This window comes from Streptomyces sp. NPDC058307, assembly GCF_042880295.1.
Lineage (GTDB): Bacteria > Actinomycetota > Actinomycetes > Streptomycetales > Streptomycetaceae > Streptomyces.
This window is the reverse complement of record NZ_JBHVYZ010000015.1, coordinates 115,802-129,374: the sequence shown is the minus strand read 5'-3', so window position 1 is coordinate 129,374 and position 13,573 is coordinate 115,802. Positions and strand designations below refer to the sequence as shown.

Here is a 13,573-nt window from a genome sequence, read left to right as displayed (position 1 = left end):
CTGGCCAGCGGCGGCAACGACAACACGGTCCGGCTCTGGGACGTGGCCGACCCGTCCGCGGCCGGGCCCATCGGGCAGTCGATGAGCCCCAGCGCCAAGACCGGCAGCTTCCTGTCCTTCAGCCCCGACAGCCGCATGCTCGGGATCTCCAGCGGCGCGGACACCATCCGGCTGTGGGACCTGGACGTCGACGACGCGATCAGCCGCATCTGCGCCACCACCCGGAACGTCCTGACCCGCCAGGAGTGGCAGGAATACATCCCCCGGCTCTCGTACGACCCTCCCTGCGACTAGCACCCGTTACGTGATCCCGATCACAACTTCTCCACCCGCCTGAGCAGTCCGCTCCCGCTGTTCCCTCCGCCTTGTTAGTGTTGGCCACAGCCCGACCGCTGGTGCATCCCCCGTCGCCAGCGGTCGGGTCTTCTCATGTGCGGGACTCGCTCACTTGTCGAAGCCGAGCTCGAGCATCCGGATCGCGTTGCCCCGCAGCAGCTTGTAGGTCACGTCCTCGGACAGATCGGCCACGTGCTCCCACGCGACCTCCTTGGTGTGCGGCCAGGTCGAGTCGACGTGCGGGTAGTCGGTCTCGAAGGTCGCGTTGTCCACGCCGACGGTCTCGATGGCCTCGATGCCGTGCTTGTCCCGGAAGAAGCAGCAGAAGATCTGCCGGTAGTAGTACGTCGACGGCGGCTCCGGGATCAGGTCCTTGACGCCGCCCCAGGCCCGGTGCTCCTCCCAGACGTCGTCGGCGCGTTCCAGGGCGTACGGGATCCAGCCCATCTGGCCCTCGCTGTACGCCAGTTTGAGCCGCGGGAACTTCACCAGGACCCCGGAGAAGAGGAAGTCCATCATCGAGGCCATGGCGTTGTTGAAGGACAGGGACGCCTGGACCGCGGGCGGCGCGTCGGGGGACGCGGCCGGCATCTGGGAGCTGCTGCCGATGTGCATGTTGACGACCGTCCCGGTCTCCTCGCACACGGCGAAGAACGGGTCCCAGTAGCCGGAGTGGATCGACGGCAGCCCCAGGTGGGTCGGGATCTCGCTGAAGGTGACGGCCCGCACGCCCCGTTCGGCGTTGCGGCGGATCTCCGCGACCGCGAGCTCGACGTCCCACAGCGGGATCAGGCACAGCGGGATCAGCCGGCCGCCGCTGTCCCCGCACCACTCCTCGACCATCCAGTCGTTGTAGGCGCGCACACAGGCGAGCCCGACCTCCTTGTCCTTGGCCTCGGCGAAGGTCTGTCCGCAGAACCGCGGGAAGGTGGGGAAGCACAGGGAGGCCTCGACATGGTTCATCTCCATGTCCGCCACCCTCGCCTTGGGATCCCAGCAGCCCCGCCGCATCTGCTCGCGGGTGATCCCGTCGAGGGTCATCTCGTCCCGCGAGAAACCGACGGCCGCGATGATCCGCTTGTACGGGAAGAGGTCTCCCTCGTACTCCCACCAGTCCGTGAGCTGGCCTTGCGGATCGGTGGTGAACCGGTACTTCCCGCCGACGTACGCGAGGTCCCCGATGCCGGCGGTGAGCGGCTTCGGCCCCCTGTCCCGGTACTTCGCCGGAAGCCAGGTCTCGAAGAGGTGCGCGGGCTCGATCACGTGATCGTCGACGCTGATGACCTTGGGGATGTCCCTGGTGCCCGGTCCGGTTCCGGTTCCGCTCTCGGTGGTGACGGCCATTGCCTGCCCCCTAGCCGGTATCTGATGGGTCGTCAGATGCAGGCTAGGGGGAGGGCCCTACGACGGCAAGGGCCATCAGGGGGTTCGGCGCACCGGTTGCCGAGGGCGGCCGCTGTCAGTTGTTCCAGGTCTCGTCGTACGGGTCGTGCGGCGTCGGGACCGGCTTGGCCTCCGTGATCTCCAGGTAGGGGATCGGGCGGCCGTTCACCGTGTCCTTGGTCCGCTTGGCCGTGTAGGTGCCGGTGACCTGGAGCCAGCCGTCCGGTTTGAGGACCGGCGGGACCTGTCCGGTGAGGCCGATCTTGACCGGCTGGGCGTCCGCCGCGCAGCAGTTGAGGGCCATGCGGACCAGGTAGGGCGTGCCGGAGTGGTCCAGGGCGACGAACCCGGTGATGGTGATCTGCCGTCCGGCCAGGCCCCGGCCGTGCTCGTAGACCGCGCGGCCCGCGTAGTCGGCGAGACCGAGCCGCAGGGGTCCGCTCGCCGGGAGCTTCATATAGCCGTACGACTGCTGCAGGGCCGTACCCGTGCGCATGGCGCTGTAGGAGCCGAGGGCGGGCGGGGCGACGAGGATCAGGGCGAAGAGGGGGAGGACCAGGAGCCAGGAGACGCGGGGTTCGCGGTGCGCGTGCTCCTCTCCCGGCCCCTTGTTGCGCCACTCGTACCAGGCCGTCGCCAGCGCCGTCGCGATGAGGACGACGCCGGCCGCCAGGACCAGCGGGCGCAGCCCCGCCTTGACGTAGCGGAGATAGAGGTCGGTCAGGCCCGCGTGCAGGAGGGCCGCGCCGAGGAGGAACATGACCGCCGACTGGGCCTGCCGGTTCACAGCATCACCAGCCCGGTCAGGACCGAGACCACGATCGCCAGGGCGAGGGTGGCGGGGGCGAAGCGCAGGGCGAAGGCGCGGCCGAAGGTACCCGTCTGCATCGCGAACAGCTTGAGGTCGATCATCGGGCCGACGACCAGGAAGGTCAGCCGCGCGGTCAGCGAGAACTGGGTGAGCGAGGCCGCCACGAACGCGTCCGCCTCCGAGCAGATCGACAGCACCACGGCGAGCGCGGCCAGGGCCAGCACGGCGATCACCGGGTTCTCCGCCGCCGTATGCAACCAGGTCTGCGGGACGACGGCCTTCAGAGTCGCCGCCGCCATCGCGCCCACGACCAGGAAACCGCCCGCGTGCGTCACGTCGTGCCGGACCGAGCCCCAGAAGGCGGCACCCTTGCTCTGGCCCTCGTACGCGTGGCGGGCCGGCGGTTTCAGCAGGTCCGTGCGGCCCAGGCGCAGCCACAGCCAGCCCATCGCGCACGCCACCAGCAGGCTCGCGACGAGCCGGGCCACGACCATCTCGGGATCGCGCGGGAAGGCGATGGCGGTCGCCGTCAGCACGATCGGGTTGATCGCCGGGGCGGAGAGCAGGAAGGCGAGGGCAGCGGCCGGGGTGACACCGCGCCGGACCAGCGCGCCCGCCACCGGCACCGACGCGCACTCGCAGCCCGGCAGCACCGCGCCCGCCACCCCGGCCACCGGCACCGCGAGGGCGGGGTTCTTCGGCAGGGCGCGGGCGAAGAACGACGGCGGCACGAACACCGCGATCGCCGCCGACAGCAGCACCCCGAGCACCAGGAAGGGCAGCGCCTGGACGAGCACGGCGACAAACACCGTCATCCAGCTCTGCATGACCGGGGCGCCAAGGGCTCCCCGGATCGGACCCTGGAGCAGCACCACCAGCAGCATCAACAGGGTCAGCACGAGGGGCGAGTCGAGGCGCCGCGCTTCCGCGTCCGGCGGCGGACTGCGGTCCTCGCCGGTGTCCCGCGTGGGCGGGGGTGCTTTGGTGATGACGGCCACAGCCGGGATCCCTCCGGAGGTGAGGTGCTGGTTTCCCCTGCTGGTGCGTACGGCGGGGAAGGTCCGTTTGCTCAGAGTGCGCGGGGGTTTGGGGAATTCTTGGCACATCGAAGGGGCCCGCGGGACCCGGACATGGCACCACCCGTCCCGGTGAGGCAGTCTTCTCCCTCGTGGGGAGCGTTCCGAACCAGAGTCCAGGGCTGCCGGGTGACGCCGCCGCGCACATGGTGGTGTGCGGGGACGACGGGCTCGCGCACCGTCTCGCGGCCGAGCTCAGAGGGGTCTACGGCGAGCAGGTCACGCTCGTCGTGCCCGCCTCCGAACGGTTGGTGCGACCGCCGGTGGTGGTGCGGGCCCGGTCGGCGTCCGCGCTGCTCGACCGGGTGGTGACCCGCGCCGCCGGCCGGGCCGGCAACGGCGCAGGTCCTGTCCCCACCGGCGAACCCCCGGGCGGCATACGGCTGATGGAGGCCGCCGAGCCGAGCGAGACGGCGCTCGCCGAGGCGGGCGTGGAACGCGCCGACGCGCTCGCGCTCGTCTACGACGACGACGAGACCAACATCCGCGCCGCCCTCACCGCCCGCCGCCTCAACCCCCGGCTGCGGCTGGTCCTGCGGCTCTACAACCGGCGCCTGGGCCAGCACATCGAGGAACTCCTCGACCAGGCCGCCGCGTTGGCCTCCGGCGGCCCGGCCGACGGGACCGGGTTCGACGCCTCCACGACCGTGCTCTCCGACGCCGACACCGCCGCGCCCGCGCTGGCCGCCACCGCCCTCACCGGCACCAGCAAGGTCCTGCAGACCGGCGGCCTGCTGCTGCGGGCGGTCGAACGGCCACCCGCCGGGGACGGGGTGAGCCCCGATCCGGGCCTTGCCACGCTCGCCCTGCTCTCGCCGACCGACAGTGCCGGGGCGGCCGGCGACCAGGGCCCGACCCTGCTGCCGGACGCGGCAGCGGTACGGGACGGCGGCGGACGCGCGACCGTCGTGCTGGAGCAGGTGTCCTACGCCGGGCCCTCGCTGCCCGACGGGCGGGGTGTGATGCCCTGGTTCGCCTCGCTGTTCTCCCGGCGGCTGCGGTGGTCGCTCGCCGGGATGGTGGGGTGTGTGGTCGCGCTCGCCGTCGCGCTGTGGGTGGTGACCAGGATCCATCCGCTGAGCGCGTTCTATCTGACGCTGCTCGACCTGTTCGCGATCGACGACCCCGCGATCGGCGATTCCGTCGGGCGGCAGATCCTCCAGCTCCTGTCCGGGCTCGCCGGACTGCTGCTCCTTCCGGTGCTCCTCGCGGCGGTCCTGGAGGCGCTCGGCACCTTCCGCACCGCGTCCTCCCTGCGCAAACCACCCCGGGGTCTCGGCGGCCATGTCGTGCTCCTCGGGCTCGGCAAGATCGGCACCCGGGTGCTGACCCGGCTGCGGGAGCTGAACATCCCCGTGGTGTGCGTCGAGTCCGACCCCGAGGCCCGGGGACTGGCCACGGCGCGGCGGCTGCGGGTGCCGGTGGTGCTCGGGGACGTCACCCAGGAGGGGGTCCTGGAGGCCGCCAAGATCCACCGCGCGCACGCCCTGCTCGCGGTGACCAGCGCGGACACGACGAACCTGGAGGCGGTGCTGTACGCCCGGGCCGTGCGGCCCGACCTGCGGGTGGTGCTGCGGCTGTACGACGACGACTTCGCGACCGCGGTGTACCGCACCCTGCGGGCCGCGCACCCGCGTGCATCCACGCGCAGCCGCAGCGTCTCCCACCTGGCCGCCCCCGCCTTCGCCGGCGCGATGATGGGGCGACAGATCCTGGGGGCGTTCCCGGTCGAGCGGCGTGTGCTGCTGTTCGCCGCGGTGGATGTGGGCGGGCATCCCCAGCTGGAGGGGCGGACGGTCGGCGAGGCGTTTCGGGCGGGGTCCTGGCGGGTGCTGGCGCGGGAGGAGTCCGGGGACGCCCCGGGCCTGGTCTGGGACCTGCCGGACACCTACGTGCTTCAGGCGTCGGACCGGGTGGTGCTGGCGGCGACCCGGCGGGGGTTGGCGGAGTTGCTGGGGCGCAGGGGACGGGAGCGGGCGGGGACATAGTCGTTCGTTGCGGGGTGCGGCGCCGTGGGGGCTGGTCGCGCCCCGCGGCGGAGCCGCTGATGTCACAGCCCCGCGCCCCTTGAGTGGGTACAGCTCGGCCGACTTCGAGTGCACCCACTCAGGGGCGCGGGGAACTGCGCGACCGGCCACAACGAACCCGCAGACCACATACCTTCCGGCGCTACCCCAAATACCGCTCCGCGAAGTCCAGTTCCAGCTTCACCTGCTTGATCCGCTCGTCCACCACCAGCGAGCCGTGCCCGGCGTCGTACCGGTACACCTCGTGCACCGCCCCCCGGGACTCCAGCCGCTTCACGTAGTTGTCGACCTGGCGGATCGGGCACCGGGGGTCATTGACGCCCGCCGAGATGTACACCGGGGCCTTGACCTGATCCACGTACGTCAACGGCGACGACGCCGAGAACCGCTCCGGCACCTCCTCCGGCGTACCGCCCAGCAGTGTCCGGTCCATGGCCTTCAGCGCTTCCATCTCGTCGTGGTACGCCGTCACGTAGTCGGCGACCGGCACCGCCGCGATCCCGAGGGCCCACGCGTCGGGCTGGGTGCCGAGGCCGAGGAGCGTGAGGTAGCCGCCCCAGGAACCCCCGGTGAGGATCAGCCGGTCGGGGTCGGCAAGGCCGGACGTGATCGCCCACTCCCTGACCGCCGCGATGTCCTCCAGCTCGATCAGGCCGACCCGGTGCTTGAGCGCGTCGGTCCACTCGCGCCCATATCCCGTGGAACCGCGGTAGTTGACCCGGACGACCGCGTACCCGTGGTCGACCCACGCCGCCGGGCCCGCCGCGAACGAGTCGCTGTCGTGCCAGGTCGGGCCGCCGTGGATGTCGAAGACCGTCGGCAGCGGTCCCGTCGTCCCCGCCGGCCTCTGGACCAGGGCGTGGATCCGGCCGCCCGGCCCCTCCACCCACACGTCCTGCACCGGCACCGAACCGGGGGACTTCAGACCCGGCGGGTCCAGCACCACCTCGCCGGTCGTCGAGCGCACCGCCGACGGTTCGGCGGCCGAGGACCACAGGTACTCCACGCTGCCGTCGGGACGGGCCGTCGCCCCGGAGACCGAGCCGGGCGGGGTCGGGACCTTCTCCAGCTTGCCGCTCTCCAGGTCGTACCGGAAGAGCTCGCTGCGCGCCTCGAAGCTGTGCGCGATGAGCAGGCCCGTGCCGTCCGGGTACCACTCGGCGCCCACGTCACCGGGCAGGTCCAGGGCGAGGTCGCTCTCCTCGCCCGTGGCCACGTCCCACACCAGCGGCTCCCAACGGCCCCGGCGCTGATGGCCGATGAGCAGCCGGGTGTCGCCGTCGACCGGGGCGAAGCCCAGGACCTCCAGGCCCAGTTCCTCCGTGCCGCCCTCGGTGTCGTCGAGTTCGGCGACCGCCCTGCCGTCGGGGCGCACCACGCGCAGCGCCGAGTGCATCGCGTCGCCGTGCTCGGTGTGCTCGATCGCGATCAGCGAGCCGTCGTGGGAGAGGTCGCCGACGCCCGCCGACTCGCGGTGGCGGTAGATCTCCACCGGGTCCTCGCCGGTGCGCACGAGATGGATGGTGGTGCCCTCGTCGTCCGTCGAGCGGCCCACGACCGCCGTACGCCCGTCCCGGCCCAGGGCCAGGCCCGCCGGGTAGGAGGCCTCCAGGCCCGGCGCGGCGAGCTCGTCCTCGCCGCCCTCGAAGGGCTGGCGGCGCCAGACGCCGAACTCGTCGCCGTCCTTGTCGTCGAACCACCAGATCCAGGCGCCGTCCGGGGAGAGCACGCCGTCCGTGGTGCCGTTGGGCCGGTCCGTGACCTGACGCTGGATGCCGGTGGCCCGGTCCCAGGCGTACAGCTCGTACGTCCCCGTGGCGTTGGACACGAACAGGGAGCGGTCGGGGGCGTCCTCCGCCCAGTCGGGCAGCGACACCCGCGGCGCCCGGAAGCGCTTCTCCCAGTCCGGCATCTCGTTGTTCCGCCCGGCCGCGGCGGACCCGTTGCTCTCAGTCATGACCCCATACTGCCTGCCCTCACGGACAATCCGTAGACGAGGTCCCCAGCCTGTGGACAACTTCTACCAGCCGCTTACCCGCACGCCATCTCCGTCCTCACCGGCGGTACCGACCCCGCGCCCCCGGGGCCCCCGGCGGCCCCGTACCGTGGGAGTGTGTACCGGTTTCTGCTGACGCCCCGCTGGTTCGGCATCAACGTCTTCGTGCTGCTCGCCATCCCGTTCTGCCTCTTCATGGGCTCGTGGCAGCTGAGCCGGTTCGAGGACCGGATGTCGGAGAGCCGGGACGCCGAGCAGTCGGTCGTCACCGACGAGCGGGAGGCCGCGCGACCGCTGGCCGAGCTGCTGCCGGTGAACAAGGCGACCTCCGGCAAGCAGGCCACCGCGACCGGCCGGTACGACAGGCAGCTGCTCGTCCCCGACCGGCAACTCGACGACCGCGAGGGCTACTACGTCCTGACGCTGCTGCGCACCGACGGCGGCAAGGCCCTGCCCGTGGTCCGGGGCTGGCTCCCGGGCACCCCCGACGCCGCGAAGGTCCCGGCCGCGCCGAAGGGCGAGGTCACCGTCACCGGTGCGCTGCAGGCCTCCGAGACCCCGGGGGACAACGGCGTCAGTGCGCAGGGCGGCCTTCCGGCCGGGCAGACCGCGGCGATCAGCGCGGCCTCCCTGATCAACCTCGTGCCCTACGACGTGTACGACGCGTGGGTCACCCTGAACACCGGTGACTCGGGGATGAAGGCCGTACCGGCGACCGCGCCCGCCGACAGCGGGCTGGACCTCAAGGCCTTCCAGAACCTCGGCTACACCGGCGAGTGGTTCGTCTTCGCCGGCTTCGTGGTCTTCATGTGGTTCCGTCTGGTGCGCCGCGAGGTGGAGTTCCTCCGGGACGCGGAGCTGGGGATCCTCCCGGACGACGACGGGGAGCGGTCCCGGGAGCAGCCGCAGGAGAAGGCGAGCGCCTGAACCCGGGCGTCCCCCGACGCCCGTCGCCCCGCCGGGGCCCGTTCACGCCGTCACGACGAGGTGAGCACGCCCGTCCAGTACACGATCCCCGCGCACGCGTTGGACACCGTCGTAGACACCGAGGGCCCGCCGCCCTCCGCCGTGTTCGTCACCAGGACGCTGCCGTCGACGGTGCCGTCCGCCGTGAGGAGCTGGGTGGAGGTGCCGGTGTCGCCGCCGGTGGAGGAACCGCCGTCGCCGCTGGAGCCGTCCGGGGAGGTCGTCGGGTCCGGGGTGGGGTCGGTCGAGGGTTCCGTGGTGGGACAGGTCTCGGACGGCACCCAGGCGAACTTCACGTCGTAGGAGGAACCCGGCTGGAGCAGCAGCGGGGAGACCTCCTGGGACGGGTCGGGCAGCCCGGCCGAGGCCGCGTCACCGGACACGTGCCGAGCCGGGCTGATCTTGCCGCTGTCGGCCGCGCCCTGCGCGCTCACTGTCACGGTGCCGGGACCGCTGACCGTGCAGGCGGCGGTGGAGCCGTTGGTGATGTGGAACGCGCCGTAGACCGTGCCGGAGGCGTCGGGCACCGCGGTGCTCGCCGTGGGGGTGCCGAGCTGCGCGGCCGTACAGACCGGGGCGCTCGAGGCGGTCGTGGCGGACGGGCCGGTGCCGCTGCTCGCGCCGGTGCTCGCACCCGCGGTCTTGCCCTTGTCCTCGCCCTTCGGCGTGCCCTTGCCCTTGTCCTGGGTCTTGCCCGAGGAGCCGCCGGAGGTGGACCCGCCACCGTCCTCCTGCCTGCCCTGGCCCGCGCCGCCCTGCGCCTGGGAGGCGTGGCCGGCGTTGGAGGTGTTGGCACTGGTGCCGGTGGAGGAGACGTGCACGACGGCGGGGATCGCGGTGCCGAAGAAGAGGGCCGCGGCCGCCATGCCGACGACGGCCTGCCTCTTGCGTGCCCGCCGGGCGGGCACCGCCTTGCGCAGATGGTCCAGGGTGCCGTCGCGCGGCTCCATCTCCCGAACCGCCTGGTGCAGCAGCCGTCGCAGTGCCAGCTCGTCCGAGTCGAACTCCCCCGTGGAGCTCAGATCGTCCAGGCCGTGATTCACAGTTCCGTTCCCAGCGTGCGATTGCTTGTGCTCTTGCCGCGCCGCCCAGGTCGGCTCGTGCTTGCCTTCCCCGGTCGGCTCGTGCCACGCGTAAGGCTCGTGGCGCCGTCCCTCGGAATCACCTTCGCCGCTCACACCGGCTCCTCCATCGCGACCCGCAGCGCGGCGATGCCCCGGGAGCCGTACGCCTTCACGGAGCCCAGCGAGATGCCGAGGGTATCGGCGACCTGGGCCTCGGTCATGTCCGAGAAGTAGCGCAGGACCAGGACCTCGCGCTGACGGCGCTGCAGGCCCTTCATCGCCTTGATGAGCGAGTCGCGCTCCAGCAGGTCGTACGCCCCCTCCTCGGCGCTCGCCATGTCGGGCATCGGCTTGGACAGCAGCTTGAGTCCGAGGATGCGCCGGCGCAGGGCCGAGCGGGAGAGGTTGACGACCGTCTGGCGCAGGTACGCGAGCGTCTTCTCCGGGTCGCGGACGCGTTTGCGGGCCGAGTGGACGCGGATGAAGGCCTCCTGGACGACGTCCTCGCAGGAGGCGGTGTCGTCGAGCAGGAGGGCGGCGAGACCCAGCAGGGAGCGGTAGTGCGCCCGGTAGGTCTCGGTGAGGTGATCGACGGTGGTGCCGGCTACCGCTGTGGCCTCGGCGTTGTCGGCTCCGTCACGCTGACTGGGTACGCGGGCGGGCCGCGCTGCGGGCATAGGGGCGATCACCGGCATGCCGCCGGGAGCCCCGGGCCTGCGGGGCCTGAGGACAGCCGCGCCGCTCGGCGCGGCAGGGAAGTCGAGTACCTGAGCCACGCCAGTTGGACACACTCACCCCGGTGAGGGTTGTACGCGGCCGTCCATCTTCTCTCAGGCAGCACAACTGACCGTGCGTCGAACGCGCTCATGCCCTACCCGCTCTTCCCCTGTGTCCGGAGTGCCGAGGCGTCCCCACGCCCCGCCTGCATCCCCGCGCCCCCTGAAAGGGCGTTCGCAAAGACGCTCCCCGCCCTTCGCACGGTTGCGGAGAGCGGGGAGGAAAATCTTCGGACGCCCAGGCGCCGGGATCAAGTGGTACGGACCATTAGCCGCACCACATGTCGCACACAGATCCTACAAAGCGTTCGGGTCATGGCCATGGCTTTTCCCGTAGGCACAACTGCGTACGGGACATCCGCCACGGGACGCACGTCACACGAACTCGGCCGCCACGAGCTCCGCGATCTGCGCGGTGTTGAGCGCGGCGCCCTTGCGCAGGTTGTCTCCGCACACGAAGAGTTCGAGCGCCGTGGGGTCGTCGAGGGCCCGCCGGACCCGCCCGACCCAGGTGGGATCGGTGCCGACGACGTCGGCGGGGGTGGGGAACTCCCCGGCCGCCGGATCGTCGAAGAGGACGACCCCGGGGGCGGTCGCGAGGATCTCGCGCGCCTTGCGGACGGTGACCTCGCCCTCGAAGCGGGCGTGGACGGTCATGGAGTGCACAGTGACCACCGGGACCCGCACACAGGTCACGGCGACCGGCAGCCTGGGCAGGCCGAGGATCTTGCGGGACTCGTCCCGCACCTTCATCTCCTCCGAGGACCACCCGTCCGCGCGCAGCGACCCGGCCCACGGCACGACGTTCAGCGCGACCGGCTCCGGGAACGGCCCGGTGTTGTCGCCGACGGCCCGCCGTACGTCACCGGGGTGCGTGCCGAGCTCGGTGCCCGCGACCAGGGACAGCTGCTGCCGCAGCGTCTCGACGCCCGCCCGCCCCGCACCGCTCACCGCCTGGTACGAGGACACCACCAGCTCCCGCAGCCCGAACTCGGCGTGCAGCGCGCCCAGGGCCACGATCATGGACAGGGTCGTGCAGTTGGGGTTGGCGATGATCCCGCGCGGCCGCATCCGGGCCATGTGCCCGTTGACCTCGGGCACCACGAGGGGCACGTCCGGGTCCATCCGGAAGGCGCCGGAGTTGTCCACGACGACGGCACCGCGCGCGGCGGCGACCGGCGCCCACCGCGCGGCCACCTCGTCCGGTACGTCGAACATGGCGACGTCGACCCCGTCGAAGGCCTCTTCAGCGCCCTCGGTCAGACCCACCACCTCGACCTGCTCCCCGCGCACGGCCAGCTTGCGGCCGGCCGAGCGGGGGGAGGCGATCAGTCGGATCTCGCCCCAGATGTCCGCGTGCTGGGACAGGATCCGGAGCATGACCGTGCCGACGGCTCCGGTCGCCCCCACGACCGCGAGCGTCGGACGTCCGGTCCGTCCGGCGATACCGGACATCAGCGGCCGGTGCCCCCGTAGACGACGGCCTCGTCACTGTCGGAGTCGAGCCCGAAGGCGCTGTGCACGGCACGGACGGCCTCGACCACGTCGTCGGCACGCGTGACGACCGAGATGCGGATCTCGGAGGTCGAGATCAGCTCGATGTTCACGCCGGCGTCGGACAGGGCGGTGAAGAAGTCGGCCGTGACGCCCGGGTTGGTCTTCATGCCCGCGCCCACGAGCGAGATCTTGCCGATCTGGTCGTCGTAGCGCAGCGAGTCGAAGCCGATGCCGGACTTGTTCTTCTCCAGGGCGTCGATGGCCTTGCGGCCCTCGGCCTTGGGGAGCGTGAAGGAGATGTCCGTCAGCCCGGTGGAGGCGGCGGAGACGTTCTGCACGATCATGTCGATGTTGATCTCGGCGTCCGCGATCGTACGGAAGATGACCGCGGCCTCACCCGGCTTGTCCGGCACACCGACGACCGTGACCTTGGCCTCGGAGGTGTCGTGCGCGACACCGGAGATGATGGCCTGCTCCACCTTCTTGTCCCCTTGCTCGATCGGCTCACTGCTGACCCACGTGCCCTGCAGTCCGCTGAAGGACGAGCGGACGTGGATCGGGATGTTGTAGCGACGGGCGTACTCCACACAGCGGTGGAGCAGCACCTTCGAACCGGAGGCGGCGAGCTCCAGCATGTCCTCGAAGGAGATCCAGTCGATCTTCTTCGCCTTCTTCACCACCCGCGGGTCGGCGGTGAACACGCCGTCGACGTCGGTGTAGATCTCACAGACCTCGGCGTCGAGGGCGGCCGCGAGCGCCACGGCGGTGGTGTCGGAGCCACCGCGCCCGAGCGTGGTGATGTCCTTCTTGTCCTGGCTGACGCCCTGGAAGCCGGCGACGATGGCGATGTTGCCCTCGTCGAGGGCCGTGCGGATCCGGCCCGGCGTGACGTCGATGATCCGGGCTTTGTTGTGGACCGAGTCGGTGATGACGCCGGCCTGGCTGCCGGTGAAGGACTGGGCCTCGTGGCCCAGGTTTTTGATCGCCATGGCCAGCAGCGCCATGGAGATCCGCTCTCCGGCGGTCAGCAGCATGTCGAACTCACGCCCGGCAGGCATGGGAGATACCTGCTCGGCGAGATCGATCAGCTCGTCCGTCGTGTCGCCCATCGCGGAAACGACGACGACGACCTGGTGGCCGTTCTTCTTCGCTTCGACGATTCGCTTGGCGACGCGCTTGATGCCCTCGGCATCGGCTACGGAGGAGCCTCCGTACTTCTGCACGACAAGGCCCACGTGCGCTCCTCGCTCAGTCCGTGTGTGTCGGCTCAGTTTAACGAGCGCCCGAATTTCACCTCCGCGGTATCGCATCGTGAGACTCGCACGCCCAGGTCAGCGCATGCCCATCCGCGGACCTGGGGAAAAGTGCACCGCGTCACACGGACAAGTGAAACCCGTGTGACCCCTGTGAATTAAGTTTCAAGGATTAGGGTGCGGCTTGTGCGCGTACTCCTGGTGGAAGACGATGAGCCGGTCGCCCAGTCCCTGAGACGGGGCCTGATCCGGTACGGCTTCGAGGTCGAGTGGGTCTCCACCGGCGCGGCCGCCCTCGGCCACCAGGGCCCCTACGACGTCGTCCTGCTCGATCTCGGTCTGCCCGACACCGACGGCCTCGACGTGTGCAGGGCGCTGCGCGAGCGCG

12 protein-coding genes are annotated in these 13,573 nt (G+C 71.2%); 4 read left to right on the top strand and 8 right to left on the bottom strand.

Translation table 11 applies throughout. The annotated features are described in order from the left end of the window. Nucleotides 1-294 (top strand): WD40 repeat domain-containing protein (locus tag ACFVYN_RS14105; RefSeq protein ID WP_389997267.1); only part of this gene is annotated, 294 nt, incomplete at its 5' end. A 150-nt stretch (nt 295-444) separates the two neighbouring features. On the opposite strand, the gene ACFVYN_RS14100 is transcribed toward ACFVYN_RS14105, so the two are convergent. From ACFVYN_RS14100 to ACFVYN_RS14090, 3 genes are all read right to left on the bottom strand, one after another. Then, entirely contained in the window at nt 445-1,680 is a 1,236-nt protein-coding gene (locus ACFVYN_RS14100) for an amidohydrolase family protein (RefSeq protein WP_389997264.1), read from the bottom strand. A 115-nt stretch (nt 1,681-1,795) separates the two neighbouring features. Next, nucleotides 1,796-2,506 (bottom strand): TIGR03943 family putative permease subunit, encoded by a 711-nt coding sequence (locus ACFVYN_RS14095; RefSeq protein ID WP_389997261.1) that lies wholly within the window; start codon nt 2,504-2,506, stop codon nt 1,796-1,798. After that, nucleotides 2,503-3,528 carry a permease gene (locus tag ACFVYN_RS14090; RefSeq protein WP_389997259.1) on the bottom strand — a complete coding sequence of 342 codons (1,026 nt, stop codon included), beginning with the start codon at nt 3,526-3,528 and terminating at the stop codon, nt 2,503-2,505. Before ACFVYN_RS14090 ends, ACFVYN_RS14095 begins: the two co-directional genes overlap by 4 nt. A 224-nt stretch (nt 3,529-3,752) precedes the next feature. On the opposite strand from ACFVYN_RS14090, the gene ACFVYN_RS14085 reads away from it, so the two are divergent. Continuing rightward, the gene (locus ACFVYN_RS14085; protein WP_389997325.1) at nt 3,753-5,594 is read left to right on the top strand and encodes an NAD-binding protein; all 1,842 of its coding nucleotides are present in this window, start codon (nt 3,753-3,755) and stop codon (nt 5,592-5,594) included. A gap of 181 nt (nt 5,595-5,775) precedes the next feature. On the opposite strand, the gene ACFVYN_RS14080 is transcribed toward ACFVYN_RS14085, so the two are convergent. Further along, complete coding sequence (locus ACFVYN_RS14080) at nt 5,776-7,590, bottom strand: prolyl oligopeptidase family serine peptidase (protein WP_389997256.1); 1,815 nt, start codon at nt 7,588-7,590, stop codon at nt 5,776-5,778. 156 nt (nt 7,591-7,746) lie between these two features. Between ACFVYN_RS14080 and ACFVYN_RS14075 the strand changes: the two genes are divergently transcribed. Continuing rightward, the gene (locus ACFVYN_RS14075; protein WP_389997253.1) at nt 7,747-8,556 is read left to right on the top strand and encodes an SURF1 family protein; all 810 of its coding nucleotides are present in this window, start codon (nt 7,747-7,749) and stop codon (nt 8,554-8,556) included. A gap of 50 nt (nt 8,557-8,606) precedes the next feature. Here the strand turns inward: ACFVYN_RS14075 and ACFVYN_RS14070 are convergent, their stop codons facing one another. The 4 genes from ACFVYN_RS14070 to ACFVYN_RS14055 form a co-directional block, all read right to left on the bottom strand. Then, nucleotides 8,607-9,638: a hypothetical protein gene (locus ACFVYN_RS14070; protein WP_389997250.1), complete on the bottom strand. Its 1,032-nt coding sequence runs from the start codon at nt 9,636-9,638 to the stop codon at nt 8,607-8,609. A gap of 131 nt (nt 9,639-9,769) precedes the next feature. Next, entirely contained in the window at nt 9,770-10,435 is a 666-nt protein-coding gene (locus ACFVYN_RS14065) for a SigE family RNA polymerase sigma factor (RefSeq protein WP_389997246.1), read from the bottom strand. A 375-nt stretch (nt 10,436-10,810) separates the two neighbouring features. Beyond that, nucleotides 10,811-11,890, bottom strand: a complete 1,080-nt coding sequence (locus ACFVYN_RS14060) for an aspartate-semialdehyde dehydrogenase (RefSeq protein ID WP_389997243.1) — start codon at nt 11,888-11,890, stop codon at nt 10,811-10,813. Then, nucleotides 11,890-13,167: an aspartate kinase gene (locus ACFVYN_RS14055; protein ID WP_389997241.1), complete on the bottom strand. Its 1,278-nt coding sequence runs from the start codon at nt 13,165-13,167 to the stop codon at nt 11,890-11,892. Before ACFVYN_RS14055 ends, ACFVYN_RS14060 begins: the two co-directional genes overlap by 1 nt. Before the next feature lie 204 nt (nt 13,168-13,371). Here ACFVYN_RS14055 and ACFVYN_RS14050 point away from each other — a divergent pair. Further along, nucleotides 13,372-13,573: response regulator transcription factor (locus ACFVYN_RS14050; protein ID WP_389997239.1), on the top strand; the 202-nt coding region annotated here is incomplete at its 3' end.

Coding starts and splice junctions, on each gene's coding strand:
- ACFVYN_RS14080 (WP_389997256.1), bottom strand. CDS start 7,590: ATGACTGAGAGCAACGGGTCCGCCGCGGCCGGGCGGAACAACGAGATG.
- ACFVYN_RS14085 (WP_389997325.1), top strand. CDS start 3,753: ATGGTGGTGTGCGGGGACGACGGGCTCGCGCACCGTCTCGCGGCCGAG.
- ACFVYN_RS14100 (WP_389997264.1), bottom strand. CDS start 1,680: ATGGCCGTCACCACCGAGAGCGGAACCGGAACCGGACCGGGCACCAGG.
- ACFVYN_RS14060 (WP_389997243.1), bottom strand. CDS start 11,890: ATGTCCGGTATCGCCGGACGGACCGGACGTCCGACGCTCGCGGTCGTG.